The organism is Sphingomonas trueperi (genome assembly GCF_040545965.1).
Lineage (GTDB): Bacteria > Pseudomonadota > Alphaproteobacteria > Sphingomonadales > Sphingomonadaceae > Sphingomonas > Sphingomonas trueperi_C.
Window position 1 is genome coordinate 59662 of the sequence record NZ_JBEPMV010000009.1, and the last position, 15689, is coordinate 75350.

10 protein-coding genes and 1 tRNA gene are annotated in these 15689 nt (G+C 66.7%); 6 read left to right on the forward strand and 5 right to left on the reverse strand.

The window, feature by feature from the left end; all coding sequences use genetic code 11:
• Nucleotides 1-169: 169 nt before the first annotated feature.
• Nucleotides 170-1276 (forward strand): DegT/DnrJ/EryC1/StrS family aminotransferase, encoded by a 1107-nt coding sequence (locus ABIC35_RS20240; RefSeq protein ID WP_354278580.1) that lies wholly within the window; start codon nt 170-172, stop codon nt 1274-1276.
• A gap of 238 nt (nt 1277-1514) precedes the next feature.
• Here the strand turns inward: ABIC35_RS20240 and ABIC35_RS20245 are convergent.
• Nucleotides 1515-1590 (reverse strand) — tRNA-Ala (locus ABIC35_RS20245).
• 222 nt (nt 1591-1812) lie between these two features.
• On the opposite strand from ABIC35_RS20245, the gene ABIC35_RS20250 reads away from it, so the two are divergent.
• Nucleotides 1813-2952 (forward strand): DUF2171 domain-containing protein, encoded by a 1140-nt coding sequence (locus tag ABIC35_RS20250; RefSeq protein WP_183049239.1) that lies wholly within the window; start codon nt 1813-1815, stop codon nt 2950-2952.
• Nucleotides 2953-3012: 60 nt separating this feature from the next.
• Here the strand turns inward: ABIC35_RS20250 and katG are convergent, their stop codons facing one another.
• The gene (gene katG / locus ABIC35_RS20255) at nt 3013-5220 is read right to left on the reverse strand and encodes a catalase/peroxidase HPI (RefSeq protein ID WP_121071837.1); all 2208 of its coding nucleotides are present in this window, start codon (nt 5218-5220) and stop codon (nt 3013-3015) included.
• Nucleotides 5221-5475: 255 nt separating this feature from the next.
• Here katG and ABIC35_RS20260 point away from each other — a divergent pair, with 255 nt between their 5' ends.
• Nucleotides 5476-6792, forward strand: coding sequence for a cystathionine gamma-synthase family protein (locus ABIC35_RS20260; RefSeq protein ID WP_121071838.1), 1317 nt, complete (start codon nt 5476-5478; stop codon nt 6790-6792).
• A 35-nt stretch (nt 6793-6827) separates the two neighbouring features.
• Here the strand turns inward: ABIC35_RS20260 and ABIC35_RS20265 are convergent, their stop codons facing one another.
• Complete coding sequence (locus ABIC35_RS20265; RefSeq protein ID WP_121071839.1) at nt 6828-7814, reverse strand: SGNH/GDSL hydrolase family protein; 987 nt, start codon at nt 7812-7814, stop codon at nt 6828-6830.
• A gap of 31 nt (nt 7815-7845) precedes the next feature.
• Nucleotides 7846-8742: an iron-containing redox enzyme family protein gene (locus ABIC35_RS20270; protein ID WP_121071840.1), complete on the reverse strand. Its 897-nt coding sequence runs from the start codon at nt 8740-8742 to the stop codon at nt 7846-7848.
• Nucleotides 8743-8993: 251 nt separating this feature from the next.
• On the opposite strand from ABIC35_RS20270, the gene ABIC35_RS20275 reads away from it, so the two are divergent.
• The 3 genes from ABIC35_RS20275 to ABIC35_RS20285 all read left to right on the forward strand — a co-directional run bounded on the left by ABIC35_RS20275 (nt 8994) and on the right by ABIC35_RS20285 (nt 14248).
• Nucleotides 8994-10499, forward strand: coding sequence for an acetyl-CoA hydrolase/transferase family protein (locus tag ABIC35_RS20275; RefSeq protein ID WP_121071841.1), 1506 nt, complete (start codon nt 8994-8996; stop codon nt 10497-10499).
• A 99-nt stretch (nt 10500-10598) separates the two neighbouring features.
• Nucleotides 10599-11873 (forward strand): GGDEF domain-containing protein, encoded by a 1275-nt coding sequence (locus tag ABIC35_RS20280; protein WP_220667315.1) that lies wholly within the window; start codon nt 10599-10601, stop codon nt 11871-11873.
• A gap of 47 nt (nt 11874-11920) precedes the next feature.
• The gene (locus ABIC35_RS20285) at nt 11921-14248 is read left to right on the forward strand and encodes a GH92 family glycosyl hydrolase (protein WP_121071843.1); all 2328 of its coding nucleotides are present in this window, start codon (nt 11921-11923) and stop codon (nt 14246-14248) included.
• Between the two features lie 98 nt (nt 14249-14346).
• Here the strand turns inward: ABIC35_RS20285 and murA are convergent, their stop codons facing one another.
• A complete protein-coding gene (gene murA, locus ABIC35_RS20290) occupies nt 14347-15630 on the reverse strand; it encodes a UDP-N-acetylglucosamine 1-carboxyvinyltransferase (protein ID WP_121071844.1) in 1284 nt (427 codons plus the stop codon).
• Nucleotides 15631-15689: the final 59 nt, after the last annotated feature.

Below are 15689 nucleotides of genomic sequence, written 5' to 3' on the forward strand. Positions count from 1 at the left end.
GAGGCTCGACCGATTCGAGATCTTCCGGGAATACCAGCGCTTATCTCGGCAAGCGTTTCTCGGGAAACGGCTACCGACCTATAAAGAAAGATACCATCCATCCGAAAGCGGCCCGATGCGGACTCAGACAAGTGCAGCAGTAGAACGGAACGCGACCGGCAGCAGAGCCATGCTCTCCGTCGTCGCTACCGACGACCTTCCCGTCCTGCGTCCCCGCATGCCTCGGGCCGAAGCACTGCTGCCCTATCTGCAACGGATCGACGACCGGCGGAGCTATTCGAACTTCGGCCCGCTCGTGACGGAACTCGAATCCAGGCTGGCGCAGCGACTGGGCGTCCACCCGGAGTGCATCGTCACGGTATCAAATGGCACCGCGGGCCTTGCGCTCGCCCTGCAGTCGGTCGTCGGGAACGCCAATGGCTACTGCCTCATTCCGTCCTGGACATTTGTCGCAACGGCACATGCCGTCAGCAGTGCCGGCCTGACGCCGTTTCTCGTCGATGTCGACGAAGGATCCTGGGCGCTGACGCCCGATATCGCGCGCGACGCCCTGGCGCGGATCGACGGCCCGGTTGCCGCGGTGATGCCCGTGGCGCCCTTCGGTGCGCCGATGGACACCCAAGCCTGGGATCGCTTCACCGAGGAAACCGGCGTCCCGGTGGTTATCGACGCTGCCGCCGGACACGACGCGGTGCGCGTCGGCACCTCCCCCGCCGTCGTCAGTCTTCACGCCACGAAGATCCTCGGCGCAGGTGAAGGCGGCTATGTCGTCTGTCGGCGGCGCGACACGATTGCCGACATCAAGCAACGTAGTAATTTCGGTTTCTCCGGCTCGCGCGACGCCCGTGCGATCGGCACCAACGCGAAGATGAGCGAGTATCACGCGGCCGTCGGTCTGGCGGCGATGGACGCCTATGCAAGCGACCTGCAGGGATTCCGAGCGGTCGCAGAGGCGTATCGCGAGCGCTTGGGACGGCGGCAGCAGATCGCGTTTCAGGCTGGTTTTGGAAGCGAATGGTGCGGCAGCGTCTGCGTCGCGCGATTTTTCGGCGCGGACCAGCAGCGGCTCGTGTCGCGGCTCGACGCCGTCGGCATCAGCAGTCGCGCCTGGTGGGGTGCCGGCGTTCATCTTCAGTCCGCTTTCGCCGAACTACCGCGTCTGCCGCTTCCGGTGACGGAGATGCTTGCGCGGGAAACCTTGGGTCTCCCCTATTTCGTCGACATGACCGACACGGATGTCGAACGCGTCTGCCGTGTCATCGAACACGCCTTCTGACCATCCTCGATCGCTCCCCACGCCCCAAGGCACCTCAGGCCGAGATCGCACTGTTCGCGTGCCTGAGCACCCCCACGCGTTTCGGGTGAAGGGTGGCCGGCACGGCGCGGCAGGACAATAGATAGATCGGCCGGCGGCACAGGCGCACATGGCCACGTCCGAACCACAACGTAACAGGCGCTTGTAAGAAGCCTTAGTTTTCCGGGGTTTCAGCCGCTTTTCAGTGGCTTGAGGCGGCTGGTGGAGCTGAGGGGAATCGAACCCCTGACCTCTGCAGTGCGATTGCAGCGCTCTCCCATCTGAGCTACAGCCCCGCCGCCTTGGTCCCGGGCTGACCCGGGAGGCGCTCCCCTTAGCGAGCCGAAACGGGCGATGCAACTGGCTTGTCGCATCTTTCGCTCGGATTCATATCGCTGGCGACGAAGTGCCTGTGACGCAGGTTAAAATCCGGGGAACCCATCCGCCCCTCTGCTCGCTTGGACGGTGCGTGACGGCAAGCATGCCGCAGCCGCCGAAATCTCAGCAGGAGAGATACGATGGACGACCGCAACAATCGCTACGGCCCGTACGGCCCCACCGGTTACAACGACAGCAGCAGCCAGGGCGACTATGGCCGGGATTACGGCTCGGGCCGGGATTACACCTATAGCAGCGCGCGCGACTATGCCGCCGCCGGCGAATATGGCCGCGGACGCGATCGCAACCAGCGCGACGACTGGAATCGCGGGCGCAACCAGGATCGCTCGAGCTATGGCGCGCAGGGCTACGGCCAGCGTAGCCAGGAGCGCAGCGGCTGGGATGGCAGCAACAACGACTGGAGCGACACCGGCTCGCGCAGCTACAGCAACTATGGTGGCTATTCGTCCCAGGATCGCGACCGCGACTATGGCCAGCGCAATTACGGCAACAGCGACTGGGGCAGCCGCGATTCGTTCGCGCGCAGCTACGGCCAGCCGGACCAGGATCGCTCGCGCTACGGCCGGCAGGACCAGGGCCGCAGCGCCTATGGCTATGACCGCAACCGTGGCGAAGACCTGCGTGGTTATGACCGTGACCGCGGCTTCCTCGACCGCGCCGGCGACGAGGTCCGCTCGTGGTTCGGCGACGAGGAAGCCGAGCGCCGCCGCCGCCAGGACCAGCGCTATGACGAGCAGCAGGCCCGCAACGAGGGCGCGTCGGACAGCCATTATGGCGAATGGCGCCGCAGCCGGCTCCAGGAGTTCGACCGCGACTATGACGAATATCGCCGCGAAAACGCCCAGCGTTTCCACAGCGAGTTCGAGAATTTCCGCACCGAGCGCACCGGCCAGCGCGATTCGCTCCGCCGTGTGACCGAGCATATGGAAGTGCTGGGTTCGGACGGCAGCCATGTCGGCACGGTGGACAAGGTGCGCGGCGATCGCATCATCCTGACCAAGAACGACACGGATGCCGAGGGTCGCCACCACTCGATCCCGTCGCGCTGGATCCAGACCGTCGACGACAAGGTAACGCTGCGCAAGACCGCGGACGAAGCCAAGAACCATTGGCGCGACGAAGAGCAGTCGGGCGCGATGTTCGGCGAGGACAAGTCCAAGTCGACCGCGACGACCACCGGCCAGACCGGCACGGGCGAGCGCTCGCAGGACTGGAACACCACCGGCAACCTCAACGCGAGCTTCAAGGGCACCTACTAAGGTCCCCTGAAGCGACGAAAGGGGCCGTCCGGCAGCGCCGGGCGGCCCCTTCTCGATGACTTACAGGTCGACGCGGTCGGCGTGCATCACCTTGGTCCACGCCTTGCCGAACGCCTCGACAAATGCGCCTTCGGCATCGTCCGTCGCATAAGCCTCGGCCAGCGCGCGCAGCTGCGCGTTCGAGCCGAAGATCAGGTCGACGCGGGTGCCCGTCCACTTGGCCTCGCCCGTCTTGCGATCGGTCGCGACGAAGCTGCCGTCGCCCTGCGCTGCCCACTTGGCGGTGAAGCTGGTTGACAGCAGGTTGCGGAAGAAGTCGTTGGTCAGCGTTTCCGGACGATCGGTGAACACGCCGTGCTTCGAGTCACCATGGTTGGCGCCGAGCACGCGCAGGCCGCCGACCAGCACAGTCATCTCCGGCGCGGTGAGCGTCAGCAGCGCGGCGCGATCGACCAGCAATTCCTCTTCCGAATAGCCGGTCGACTGGCCGACAAAGTTACGGAAGCCGTCGGTCTTGGGCTCGAGCGGTTCGAAGCTGTGCGCGTCGGTCTGTTCCTGGCTGGCGTCGGTGCGGCCAGGCACGAAGGGCAGTGCCAGGACGTGCCCGGCCTTCTTCGCCGCCGCTTCCACCGCCGAGGTACCGCCGAGCACGATGAGGTCGGCGAGCGACACCTTCTTGCCCCCGGTCTGGCTCGCATTGAACTTGGCCTGGATGTCCTCCAGCACGCCGAGCGCCTTGGCGAGTTCGGCCGGCTCGTTCACCGCCCAGTCCTTTTGCGGCGCAAGCCGGATGCGCGCGCCATTGGCGCCGCCGCGCTTGTCGGTACCGCGATAGGTCGCGGCCGAGGCCCAGGCGGTCTTCACCAGCCGCGAAATCGACAGGCCCGAGTCGAGGATTTCGGCCTTGAGGGCGGCGATATCGGCGGCATCGATCAGCGGGTGGTCCACCGCCGGCACCGGATCCTGCCACAAGCGCGGCTCGGCGGGGACTTCCGGCCCGAGCAGACGGCCATGCGGCCCGCTGTCGCGGTGGGTCAGCTTGTACCACGCCTCCGCAAAGGCGTGGGCGAACTGGTCCGGATTCGCGTAGAAGCGCCGCGAGATCGCCTCATAGGCGGGGTCCGCCCGCAGCGCGAGATCGGTGGTGAGCATCGTCGGGCGGTGCTTCTTCGACGGATCATGCGCGTCGGGGATCACCTCGCCGGCATCCTTCGCCACCCATTGGTGCGCGCCGGCCGGGCTCTTGGTGAGTTCATACTCATAGTCGAGCAGGTTCTTGAAGAAGCCCATGCCCCACTGCGTGGGCGTCTCGGTCCAGGTGACTTCGAGGCCGCTGGTGATCGTGTCCCCGGCATTGCCCTTGCCATAGCTGTTGGCCCAGCCGAGCCCCTGCATCTCGACGCCCGCACCGGCCGGCTCGGGACCGACATATTGGCTGGGATCGGCGGCGCCGTGGGTCTTGCCGAAGGTATGGCCGCCGGCAATCAGCGCTACGGTTTCCTCGTCGTTCATCGCCATGCGCGCGAAGGTCTCGCGGATGTCGCGCGCGGCGAGCAGCGGGTCGGGGTTACCGTCCGGGCCTTCGGGATTGACGTAGATGAGGCCCATCTGCACCGCGGCCAGCGGATTGGCGAGGTCACGCTCGCCCGAATAGCGGCCGCCCGGCTTGTCGCTGGTCTGCAGCCATTCGCGCTCGGGGCCCCAGTTGATGTCGCGCTCCGGCTCCCAGATATCGGCGCGGCCGCCGCCGAAGCCGGCGGTCTTGAAGCCCATCGATTCGAGTGCGCAGTTGCCGGTGAGGATCAGCAGGTCGGCCCAGGACAACGCCCGGCCGTATTTCTGCTTGATCGGCCACAGCAGCATGCGCGCCTTGTCGAGATTGGCGTTGTCCGGCCAGCTATTGAGCGGCGCGAAGCGCTGCGAGCCCGAGCCCGCGCCGCCGCGGCCGTCGCCGATCCGATACGTGCCCGAGCTGTGCCAGGCCATGCGGACGAACAGCGGGCCGTAATGGCCGAAATCCGCCGGCCACCAGTCCTGCGAGTCGGTCATCAGCGCGAAGATGTCGGCCTTCACCGCCGCCAGATCCAGCTTCTGGAACTCCGCGGCATAATCGAAATCGGCCCCCATCGGGTCGCCGGCGGGCGGGTTCTGATGGAGCACGGTCAGGTCGAGCTGGTTGGGCCACCAGGTCCGGTTCGTCATGTCGAACAGGACGGCGTTACCCTCCATCTTGCCGCCATGCATCGGGCATTGGGATTCGGCGTTCATTCGGGCATCTCCTTGCGGTTCGAGCTGTGGTCTGCGCAAAGCCTCGCACGGCCAGAGCGATCGATGAAATGGATAAGTCCGGGCACACTGATCGATCCCGCCGCTCGTGTCAGTATATCCGAACGGATAGGGGTCTTCCACGTCGCGCAGACGAAACGATGTTGCGCGAAGGCGGTTACGGACTTGGCTGGTTTGCCGGCCGCAAGCGGTTACACTCGCAACCAACCGTAGAATAGAGAACCGGAGAGCCTGCACATGACCGACGCCACCGAAGCCGATCTGACCGGCGGCACCCCCCGCCCCCGCCCCGAAGGCGAGGTCGAGAAGATCGGGGATCGCAAGCTGAAGCCGGCGACGATGATGATGGGGCACGGCTATGATCCGATGCTCTCGGAAGGCGCGCTCAAGCCCCCGATCTTCCTCACCTCCACCTTCGTCTTCCCCAACGCAGCTGCGGGGAAGCGCCATTTCGAGGGCGTGACAGGCAAGCGCCCGGGTGGCGCCGAGGGCCTCGTCTATTCGCGTTTCAACGGGCCCAACCAGGAGATCCTCGAAGATCGTCTCGCCGTCTGGGAAGAAGCCGAGGATGCGCTCGCCTTCTCCTCGGGCATGTCGGCGATCGCCACGCTGTTCCTGTCGATGGTAAAGCCGGGCGACACGATCGTCCATTCGGGCCCGCTCTATGCAGCGACCGAGACGCTGATCTCTCGGATCCTCGGCCGCTTCGGCGTGAACTGGCTGGACTTCCCCGCCGGCGCCACCCGCGAGGAGATCGACGCGGTGCTGAGCAAGGCGGCGACCGGCAATGTCGCGCTGATCTATCTGGAAAGCCCGGCCAACCCGACCAACGCGCTGGTCGACGTGGAAGCCGTCGCCGCCAGCCGCGACGCGATCTTCACGGGCGACACCAAGCCGCCGATCGCGATCGACAATACCTTCCTGGGCCCGCTCTGGGCGCAACCGCTCAAGCAGGGTGCGGACATCGTCGTCTATTCGCTGACCAAATATGCCGGCGGCCATTCGGACCTGGTGGCGGGCGGCGTGCTGGGATCGAAGGCGCACATCAACACGATCCGGCTGATGCGCAACACGATCGGCACGATCTGCGACCCCAACACCGCCTGGATGCTGCTCCGCTCGCTCGAGACGCTGGAACTGCGCATGAGCCGCGCGGGCGAGAATGCCGCCAAGGTCTGCGAATTCCTCGCGAGCCACCCCAAGGTGGAGAAGGTCGGCTATCTCGGCTTCCTCGACCGCGGCGAGGACAAGCGCCAGGCCGACATTTACCGCCGCCATTGCACCGGCGCGGGGTCGACCTTCTCGCTCTACCTCAAGGGCGGCGAGAAGGAGGCGTTCGCCTTCCTCGACGCGCTCAAGATCGCCAAGCTAGCGGTGAGCCTGGGCGGCACCGAGACGCTCGCCTCGCATCCTGCGGGGATGACCCACCTGTCCGTCGCCGAGGAGCGCAAGCAGGCGCTGGGGATCACCGACAATCTGGTGCGCATCTCGATCGGCGTGGAAGACGCCGACGACCTGATCGCCGACTTCGAGAATGCGCTGAAGGCGGTTTGACCTATCGCTCCCCTCCCGCTTGCGGGAGGGGACGCTTACTTCAGCGTGCCCGCCGCTTGCTCGACCAAATCTGCCATCAGCTGCTGATCCTTCAGCGAAGGATGGAAGTTGCAGGCGGTGAATTCCAGCTGCGGCACTGCCACCGCGGTGGTGCCCGTCGCCGCTGCCACCTTGCGGACGTCCGCAATAAAGGCGGGCGCCCCCATCAGCAGGAAGCGCGCGCCCGGGTTGGCCGCCTGCAGTTGCCGCACGAACGCGACATATTTGGCGTGATAGTCCGCATGCAGCGCCGCATCATCCTTCCACGCTTCGCCGGCATGAATCGGCGTCGAGAAGTCGTTGGTACCGAGGTTGATGACGATCAGCTGCGGCTTCCAGCCATCCGGCGCCGCCGGGGCCGCTTCGCCGGGAATGGCGCGCGGATAGAGCACCGGCAGCGTATCGCCCGGATTGCCGCCCGAATAGTTGCGGACAACGCCCCGTCCGGAAAAGGCGATGACCCGATAGTCGGCATCCCATTTCTTGGCGAGGCGCGGGCCGAAGGCCAGCTGGGTATTGGTGGTATCGTGCACCACCGCCTGCGTGCATTCGCGCACCGTCGCGGTGTCGCCATAGCCGACGCTGTGCGAATCGCCGATGAACTCCACGCGGCGCGCATGCACCGGCGGCGCTAGCGGGGTGCCGTCGGTGGTGATGCCGATCATCCGGCTATAGCCGCTCTGCGTCTCGGTCAGCTTCTCGACGCGGATGACATGCTCGCCGGCCGAAAGCCCGTCGAACCGGCGCTGCACCTTGCCGGGCTTCTCCAGCACCGCGCGCTCGACGCCGTCGATCAGCACCGCGAGATGATCCTCGCCGGCCTCCACCGATGCGGTGACCGAGGTGCCGTTGAACCGCCCCTCGAAATAGACGCCGGGCCAGCCGAACCGGCCATCGGTAGTCACCCGCCCGCCGGCATGCAGCGGAACGGAAGTTTCGACGGGCGCGAACATCAGCGCGGCGACAAGAGCTAGGCGAAGCATGGCGCCTGCCTAGCAACCGCGCGCAGTCCCGTCAGCCCCAGAGGTGATCGCGATAGGCCTCGAAACAGCGCGCACCGCAGCGCAGCCGGATCAGCGCGCCTTCGGCCATCGCCGTCGCGCGGCGCGGATCTTCCTCCACTGCCGGACGGATCGCCTCGCGGTTCCAGTCCTCGCTATGCTTGATGTCGAGCACCGCGTGCAGCGTGAAGTAGCGCGCTTCCTTGGGGCTGAGCCCGACGCGCTTCAGCCCTTCTGCTGTCGCGGCCGAGCGGCCCGGCGCGGTAAGCTCGATCACGCCCAGCGCGCCGACGGAATGCCAGGCATAGCGGCGGCTGCTCGCCATCGCGGTCATCGCATTGGCGAGGCACAGGCTTTCCCACACGGTGTTCTCGATCACCGGCGTCACCGCCAGCGTCTCGACCAGCGCGTCGAGCATCGGGCCGTGCATGCCCTTCTCGGTGCCATGGCCCATCTCGTCCCAGTAATTGCGGGCGAGTTCGAGCTTGGGGCGGGTGGGTAGCTTGACCTGCGTCATCGCGACCAGGTCGTCGAACCCCGCCTCGCCAGCGGCTTCCTGCTCGAAGAACCATCGAAGCTGATCTCGATCAGCCTGCTCGGCGAGCCACGGGAAGAGCGGGTCGCCCTGCCCCGGCCCCGTCGCCTTCAGCCCCTCGAACCACTCGATGAAGCCCTCGACATCGGTCGGCGCTTCGGCGGCCTCGTCGATCACCTCGGCGCGCAGTTCCTCGAGGAACGCGCCCTGCAGCCGCTCCATGCGCACGTCGCGCTCGAACAGGCGCTGCCAGTCGTCGGAGGGGAAGCCGGGTTCCAGCCGCTCGCGATTCCAGTGGGCGAGCCCGCGCTGGAAGCTGTCGGTCAAAAACTGCGAACGAATGCGTGGCGCGAAGTCGCGCGCGAGGGTAGCCATGGGGAATTCTCTCTCCTGCTTGGCAGCCTAAACCCCCGGCCGAAGGGGGGAGTTCCCGTCGATTCAACCAGATCAATCACTTGGCAGTCGTTGATCTGTCATGTTCGGCCATCACTCGAGGACAGGGAGCCCTGCCCCATGGTCGCGCATGCGCCGGGTGCATCCACCCATACCAAGTAGGTAATTGCAACAATTGCACCTGGCTCGATAGGGCTGCATCGCCGCCAATGATGCAGCCCTTGAGAGGATCCATGAGCCGAATTGCGCACCCGGGACTGGCCGCCAAGGTCACCACCGCCGAACACGCCGCCTCGTTCATCGCCGATGGGATGACGGTGGGGATGAGCGGCTTCACCGGTTCCGGCTATCCCAAGGCGGTGCCGATCGCGCTCGCCGCGCAGATCGAGGCGGAACATGCCGCCGGCAAGCCGATGCGGCTCAAGGTGTGGACCGGCGCCTCGACCGGTCCGGAGCTCGACGGTGCACTCGCTCGCGTCGACGGCATTTCCGCGCGGCTGCCCTATAATTCGGACCCGATCGCCCGCGAGAAGATCAACGCGGGCGAGATGGACTATGTCGACCTCCACCTCAGCCAGGTCGCCCCGCTCGCCTGGGAAGGCTTTCTCGGCCCCCTCGACGTCGCAGTGATCGAAGTCGCCGGCATCCGCGAGGAGGGATCGCTGATCCCCTCCTCCTCGGTCGGCAACAACAAGACCTGGCTCGACGTTGCCAAGCGGGTGATCCTCGAGGTCAACAGCTGGCAGAACCCGGCGCTGGAGGGGATGCACGACATCTATTACGGCACCGCACTGCCGCCCAACCGCGTGCCAATCCCGCTCACCGCGCCCGACCAGCGCATCGGCCAGCCGACGCTGCGCTGCGATCCGCACAAGGTGATCGCGGTAGTCGAGACCAACGCGCCCGATCGCAACCTGCCCTTCGCCGCGCCCGATGCCAGCGCGCTCGCCATCGCCCAGCATCTGATCGAGTTCTTTCGCCACGAGGTCGGCAAGGGCCGCCTGCCGCCGTCGCTGCTGCCGCTGCAATCGGGGGTGGGGAACATCGCCAATGCGGTGCTCGCCGGGCTGCTGACCGCGCCGTTCGAGAACCTCACCGCCTATACCGAGGTGCTGCAGGACGGGATGCTGGACCTGCTCGCCGCCGGCAAGCTGCGCATGGCGAGCTGCACCGCCTTCTCGCTGAGCCCGAGCGCGGCCGAGCGGCTGAACGCCGATCTCGACACGTTCCGCGATCGCATCCTGCTGCGCTCGCAGGAGATCAGCAATCACCCCGAAGTGGTGCGGCGCCTCGGCTGCCTGGCGATGAACGGGATGATCGAGGCGGACCTGTACGGCAACGTCAATTCCACCCACATCATGGGCTCGCGCATCCAGAACGGCATCGGCGGATCAGGCGACTTCGCGCGCAACGCCTATATCTCGATCTTCATGTCGCCCTCCACCGCAAAGGGCGGGGCGATCTCGTCGATCGTGCCGCACGTCAGCCATGTCGACCACATCGCGCAGGACGTGCAGATCGTGGTGACCGAGCAGGGCCTGGCCGATCTGCGCGGCCTCGCCCCCCGCAAGCGCGCCGAGCAGGTAATCGAGCGCTGTGCCCACCCGACCTACAAGCCGATGCTGCGCGACTATTACGAGCGCGCGCTGGCCGGCAGCTACGGCAAGCAGACGCCGATGCTGCCGGGCGAGGCGCTCGCATGGCACCAGCGCTTCATCGAGACGGGATCGATGCTGTAATACTACCTAGCGACGGTTCCCCGAGACAATCCATCGATCGCCCACCCCTATAATGTTCCTGGAGCCGCGGCGCGAATGCCGCGGCCGGGAACCGGAAACGTGGACGCCAGCCAGCCCGACTCCAAGAGCTACGATCCGCTCGAACGCTCGATGCAGCGCCGGGTGGTCGCGGCGTCGGCGGCCGTAATGGTGATGGTCGTCGCCCACCTGCTGCACCCGCTTGCCCATGGTCACGACACCAAGCTGGTCGATGCGGCGCTCGAATTCGGCAGCGCTGCGCTCGCGCTGCTCCTGCTGCTCGTGGGCGGGCCGCAGACGTTGCGGGTGCTGCGCGAGCGCCGCCAGGATGCCGAACGCGCCCATGCCGAGCGCAAGCAGGTCAACCACCTGTTCCGCATGACCGAGATGCTGCAGAGCGCCAACGGCTATGCCGACGCGAATGCGGTGCTGGGCGCGACGATCGATTCGCTGCTCTCCGGGTTCGGGGGTGCGCTCTACGTGTTCAACAATTCGCGCGACCGGCTGGAACTGTCCGCCAGCTGGCGCTGGCCCGAGGCCGATACGCTGCGGCCGATGCTCACCCCATCGCAATGCTGGGCGCTCAAGCGTGGCAAGCCGCACCTCAACACCGATGCGCGCGGCGCGCTGCGCTGCGAGCATCATCTCGGCTGTGCGACGGTACTAGAGATCCCGATGACCGCGCATGGCGAAATCCAGGGCATGCTCAAGGTGGCGACCACCCTGCCCGATGCCGCCGCGCAGCTCGATCGGATCCAGCCGCTCGCCACCGCGATCGCCGACGCAATGTCGCTCGCCGTCTCCAACATCGCCCTGCGCGAGAAGCTGCGCACCCAGGCGCTGCGCGATCCGCTGACCGGGCTCTACAACCGCCGCTACATGGAAGATGCGCTGGCCCGCCACGCCAGCCTGGCGGAGCGCACCGGCGCGCACCTCTCGGCGATCATGATCGACCTCGATCATTTCAAGAAGCTCAACGACGAGTTCGGCCATGCGGTAGGCGATTCGGTGCTGCGCGAGACCGCGGCGCAGATCATGGGCGCGCTGCGCACCTCGGATGTAGCCTGCCGGTACGGCGGCGAGGAACTGCTGGTGATCCTGCCCGAATGCGGGCTGAGCGAAGCGGTCGCCAAGGCCGAGATCCTGCGCGAGCGGATCGAGGCACTGTCCGCAACGCACGACGCCAAGGTCTCCGCCTCGTTCGGCGTCGCGTCGATCCCCGAAAGCACCCGTTCGGTCGCCGATCTGCTCGGCATGGCCGATGCCGCGCTGTACCAGGCCAAGGAAGGCGGGCGGAACCGCGTCGTCGCCGCGCCCAGCCGCGAAACCCCGATGTTGCCGCTCGCGGCGGAGTGATCCGGGACGGCCTTCCGTCCTCAGCTTTGCTCGGTTAAGCCTTGGCAATGCAGGGGACCTTTCAGCGCGCCGCGCTCGCACTCGCCGCCACGTCGCTACTTGCGACGCCGCTCGCCGCCCAGACCGGCTATGAGCATGCCGATCCGCTGGTCGGCACCGGCGGCGAGGGCCACACCTTTCCCGGCGCCGTAGCGCCCTTCGGCATGGTGCAGCTGAGCCCCGACACCGATACCGGCTGCGCGATCCGCGAATGCTATGGCCATGCCGCGGGCTATCGATACGGCGATCCGACGATCCAGGGCTTCTCGCTGACCCATTTCTCCGGCGCCGGCCACTCCGATCTGGGAGACTTCCTGATCGCGCCGGTGGCGGGCGACACCGTGCCGCTGGAGCCGGGCGATCCGAAGAAACCCGGCTCGGGCTATCGCTCGCGCTTCGCCCATGCCGACGAGGTCGCGCGGCCGGGCTATTACGCGGTGACGCTGCAGGACCAGGGCGTTCGCGCCGAGATGACCGCCGGGACCCGCGTGGCGGTCGAGCGCTATGCCTTCCCGGCGGGCAAGGCCGCGCACCTCGTGCTCGATCTGCGCAGTTCGCTGTACAATTATCCCGGCAAGATCCTCTGGTCCTCGGTGCGGGTCCGCCCCGACGGGACGATTACCGGCGCGCGGGAGACGCGCGGCTGGGCGCCGGCGCGCAAGCTGTTCTTCGCGATCCGCCCCTCGGCGCCGCTGAAGGGACATGCCTTCGTCGATACCGAAGGCAAGGTTCCCTATCGCGGATTCCAGGGGCCCGGCCGCGGCGACGATAGCGTCGCCCAGCTGCAGGGCCGCTCGATCGTAGCGCGGCTGGACTTCGGCGTACTCGATCGGCCGCTCGAACTGAGGGTGGCGCTGTCGAGCGTCGACGAGGATGCCGCGCTCGCCAATCTCGCCACCGAGACCGGCGACTTCGATGCCGTCCATGCCCGCACCACCAGTGCGTGGAAGCAGGCACTGGGCGCGATCGAGGCGCAGGGCAGCGACACCGCGCTGCGCAACTTCTACTCGGCCTTCTACCACACGCTGATGGCACCCAGCGTCTTCTCCGACGCGGACGGCCGCTATCGCGGGCCCGACGACCAGGTCCACCAGGCCGAAGACTTCACCTTCCACTCGACCTTCTCGCTCTGGGATACCTTCCGCGCCGAGCACCCGCTGCTGCTGCTCGTCCAGCCCGAGGGGCGCAACCGCGACATTATCAAGTCGCTGATCGCCAGCCAGCAGGCGAGCCCGTTCGGCATCCTGCCGGTCTGGCAGTTCCAGGGCCGCGAGACCTGGACGATGATCGGCTATCACGCCGTCCCGGTGATCGCCGACGCGTACCTCAAGGGCCTGCGCGGCTTCGACGGCAAGGCGGCGCTCGACGCGATGGTGGCGAGCGCCACCTACGGCCCCTATGGCGGGCTCGATTGGTACCAGAAGCTTGGCTATGTACCGATCGACAAGGAGCCTGAAGCCGCCTCCAAGACCGTCGAATATGCCTATGACGACTGGACCATCGCCCGCATGGCGCGCGCGCTGGGCCGCGACGATCTTGCCGCGACCTTCGAGAAGCGCGCGGACAACTGGCGCAACAGCTTCGACGTGAAGACCGGCTTCCTGCGCGCCCGCAAGAGCGACGGCGCGTACCGCACGCCCTTCGATCCCACCGCGATCAACTATGGCTCGGACTATACCGAGGGCAATGCCTGGCAATATTCGTGGTTCGTGCCGCAGGACCAGGCGGGGCTGTTCCGTCTGATGGGCGGCGATGCGGCGGTGGTGCGCAAGCTCGACGCGATGTTCGATTTCGACAATTCGAAGATCGACTATAGCCATGCCGAGGATATTGCCGGGCTGATCGGCCAGTATATTCATGGCAACGAACCCAGCCACCATGTCGCCTATCTGTACAGCTATGCCGGCCAGCCCTGGCGGACGCAGGAACGGCTGAAGCAGATCGTCGACAGCCAGTACAAGCCGACGCCGGATGGGCTCGCGGGCAATGACGATCTCGGCCAGATGTCGGCCTGGCTGGTGTTCACGATGCTGGGATTCTACCCCGTCGCGCCGGGCTCCAACCAATATGTGCTGGGCCGGCCGTTCCTGGAGCGCGCGACGCTGACGCTGCCGAACGGCAAGCGCTTCACGGTCAGCGCGCCGGGGCTTTCGGAGGCGAACCGCTATGTCGGCAGCGTGACGCTCAACGGCCGCAAGCTCGACCGGCAATTTGTGACGCACGAGGAGCTGATGCGCGGCGGCGAGCTGCGCTTCGCGATGCAGGCGACGCCCAACCGGGCGGTGGTGCCGGTGGCGGGCCGACCGTATTCGATGTCGGCCCCTGCCATACGCTGATACTGCGGTTTTAAAGCGAGCTCTTCCCAACAGCTGTCATCCCGGCGAAAGCCGGGATGACGGGTGCAGTCCTGCAATTTCCGCTCGTACGGGGCGGCTCAGCCGTCGCCGACGCGCTCGATGTCCGCGCCGACCGCCTGCAGCTTCTCTTCCAGCCGCTCATAGCCGCGGTCGAGATGGTAAACGCGGTTGACCTGGGTCTCGCCTTCAGCCGCCAAGCCTGCGAGGATCAGGCTCATCGAGGCGCGCAGGTCGGTCGCCATCACCGGCGCGCCGGTGAGCTTCTTCACGCCACGCACGATCGCGGTGCGACCGTGCACTTCGATATCTGCGCCCATACGGGCCAGCTCGGGCACGTGCATGTAGCGATTTTCGAAGATGGTCTCGGTGAGCGTGCTCGCCCCGTCCGCCTTACACAGCATCGCCATGAACTGCGCCTGCATGTCGGTCGCGAAGCCCGGGAAGGGCGCGGTGTTGAGCGTCAGCGGGCGGATGCCGTTCTCGGCGGCGATGCGCACGCCGTTGGCCGTTTCCTCCACGGTGATGCCGGCCTCGACCAGCGCATCCAGCGTCGCGCGCATGTCCTCGGCCGAGGCGCCGACCAGTTCGACATCGCCGCCGGTGATCGCCGCCGCGCAGGCATAGCTGCCCGCTTCGATACGATCGGGCATCACCGCATAGGTGGCGCCGTGCAGCCGATCGCGGCCGTCGATCTCCAGCGTCTCGGTGCCGATGCCACGGATCACCGCGCCCATCGCGACGAGCAGGTTGCACAGGTCGACGATCTCGGGCTCGCGCGCCGCATTCTCCAGCACTGTGGTGCCGCGCGCGGTGGACGCGGCCATCAGCGCATTCTCGGTCGCGCCGACCGAAACCACCGGGAAGCGGAAGCGCCCGCCCGAAATGCGGCCGCCTGGCGCGGTCGCCTTCACATAGCCGGCGCTGATTTCGATCTCGGCGCCCATTGCTTCCAGCGCCTTGAGGTGGAGGTCGATCGGGCGGTTGCCGATCGCGCAGCCGCCGGGCAGCGACACCGTCGCCTCGCCTTCGCGGGCGAGCAGCGGGCCGAGCACCAGGATCGAGGCGCGCATCTTGCGGACGATGTCATAGGGCGCGACCGTCGAGGTCAACCGGCTGGCACGCACCGAGAGCACCCGGCCGAATTCGTTCGGGCGCGTGCCCTCTACCGAGGTGGAAGCGCCGAGTTCATTCAGTAGATGTCCGAAGCTGTCGACATCTGCCAGGCGTGGCAGGTTGCGCAGCGTGAGCGGCTCGTCGGTGAGCAGTGCACACGGCATCAGAGTAAGGGCGGCGTTCTTCGCCCCGGAAATCGCGATCTTGCCGGCAAGTCGATTGCCGCCACGGATGAGGATACGGTCCATGGCGAGCTTCTAGCCGCTCTGCGCGCCCGCGCAAGCGGTGGGCTGCCGGGTCGGCTTGA

Coding starts and splice junctions, on each gene's coding strand:
- ABIC35_RS20275 (WP_121071841.1), top strand. CDS start 8,994: ATGAGCCGAATTGCGCACCCGGGACTGGCCGCCAAGGTCACCACCGCC.
- ABIC35_RS20260 (WP_121071838.1), top strand. CDS start 5,476: ATGACCGACGCCACCGAAGCCGATCTGACCGGCGGCACCCCCCGCCCC.
- ABIC35_RS20285 (WP_121071843.1), top strand. CDS start 11,921: ATGCAGGGGACCTTTCAGCGCGCCGCGCTCGCACTCGCCGCCACGTCG.
- ABIC35_RS20250 (WP_183049239.1), top strand. CDS start 1,813: ATGGACGACCGCAACAATCGCTACGGCCCGTACGGCCCCACCGGTTAC.
- katG (WP_121071837.1), bottom strand. CDS start 5,220: ATGAACGCCGAATCCCAATGCCCGATGCATGGCGGCAAGATGGAGGGT.
- ABIC35_RS20265 (WP_121071839.1), bottom strand. CDS start 7,814: ATGCTTCGCCTAGCTCTTGTCGCCGCGCTGATGTTCGCGCCCGTCGAA.
- ABIC35_RS20270 (WP_121071840.1), bottom strand. CDS start 8,742: ATGGCTACCCTCGCGCGCGACTTCGCGCCACGCATTCGTTCGCAGTTT.
- murA (WP_121071844.1), bottom strand. CDS start 15,630: ATGGACCGTATCCTCATCCGTGGCGGCAATCGACTTGCCGGCAAGATC.
- ABIC35_RS20240 (WP_354278580.1), top strand. CDS start 170: ATGCTCTCCGTCGTCGCTACCGACGACCTTCCCGTCCTGCGTCCCCGC.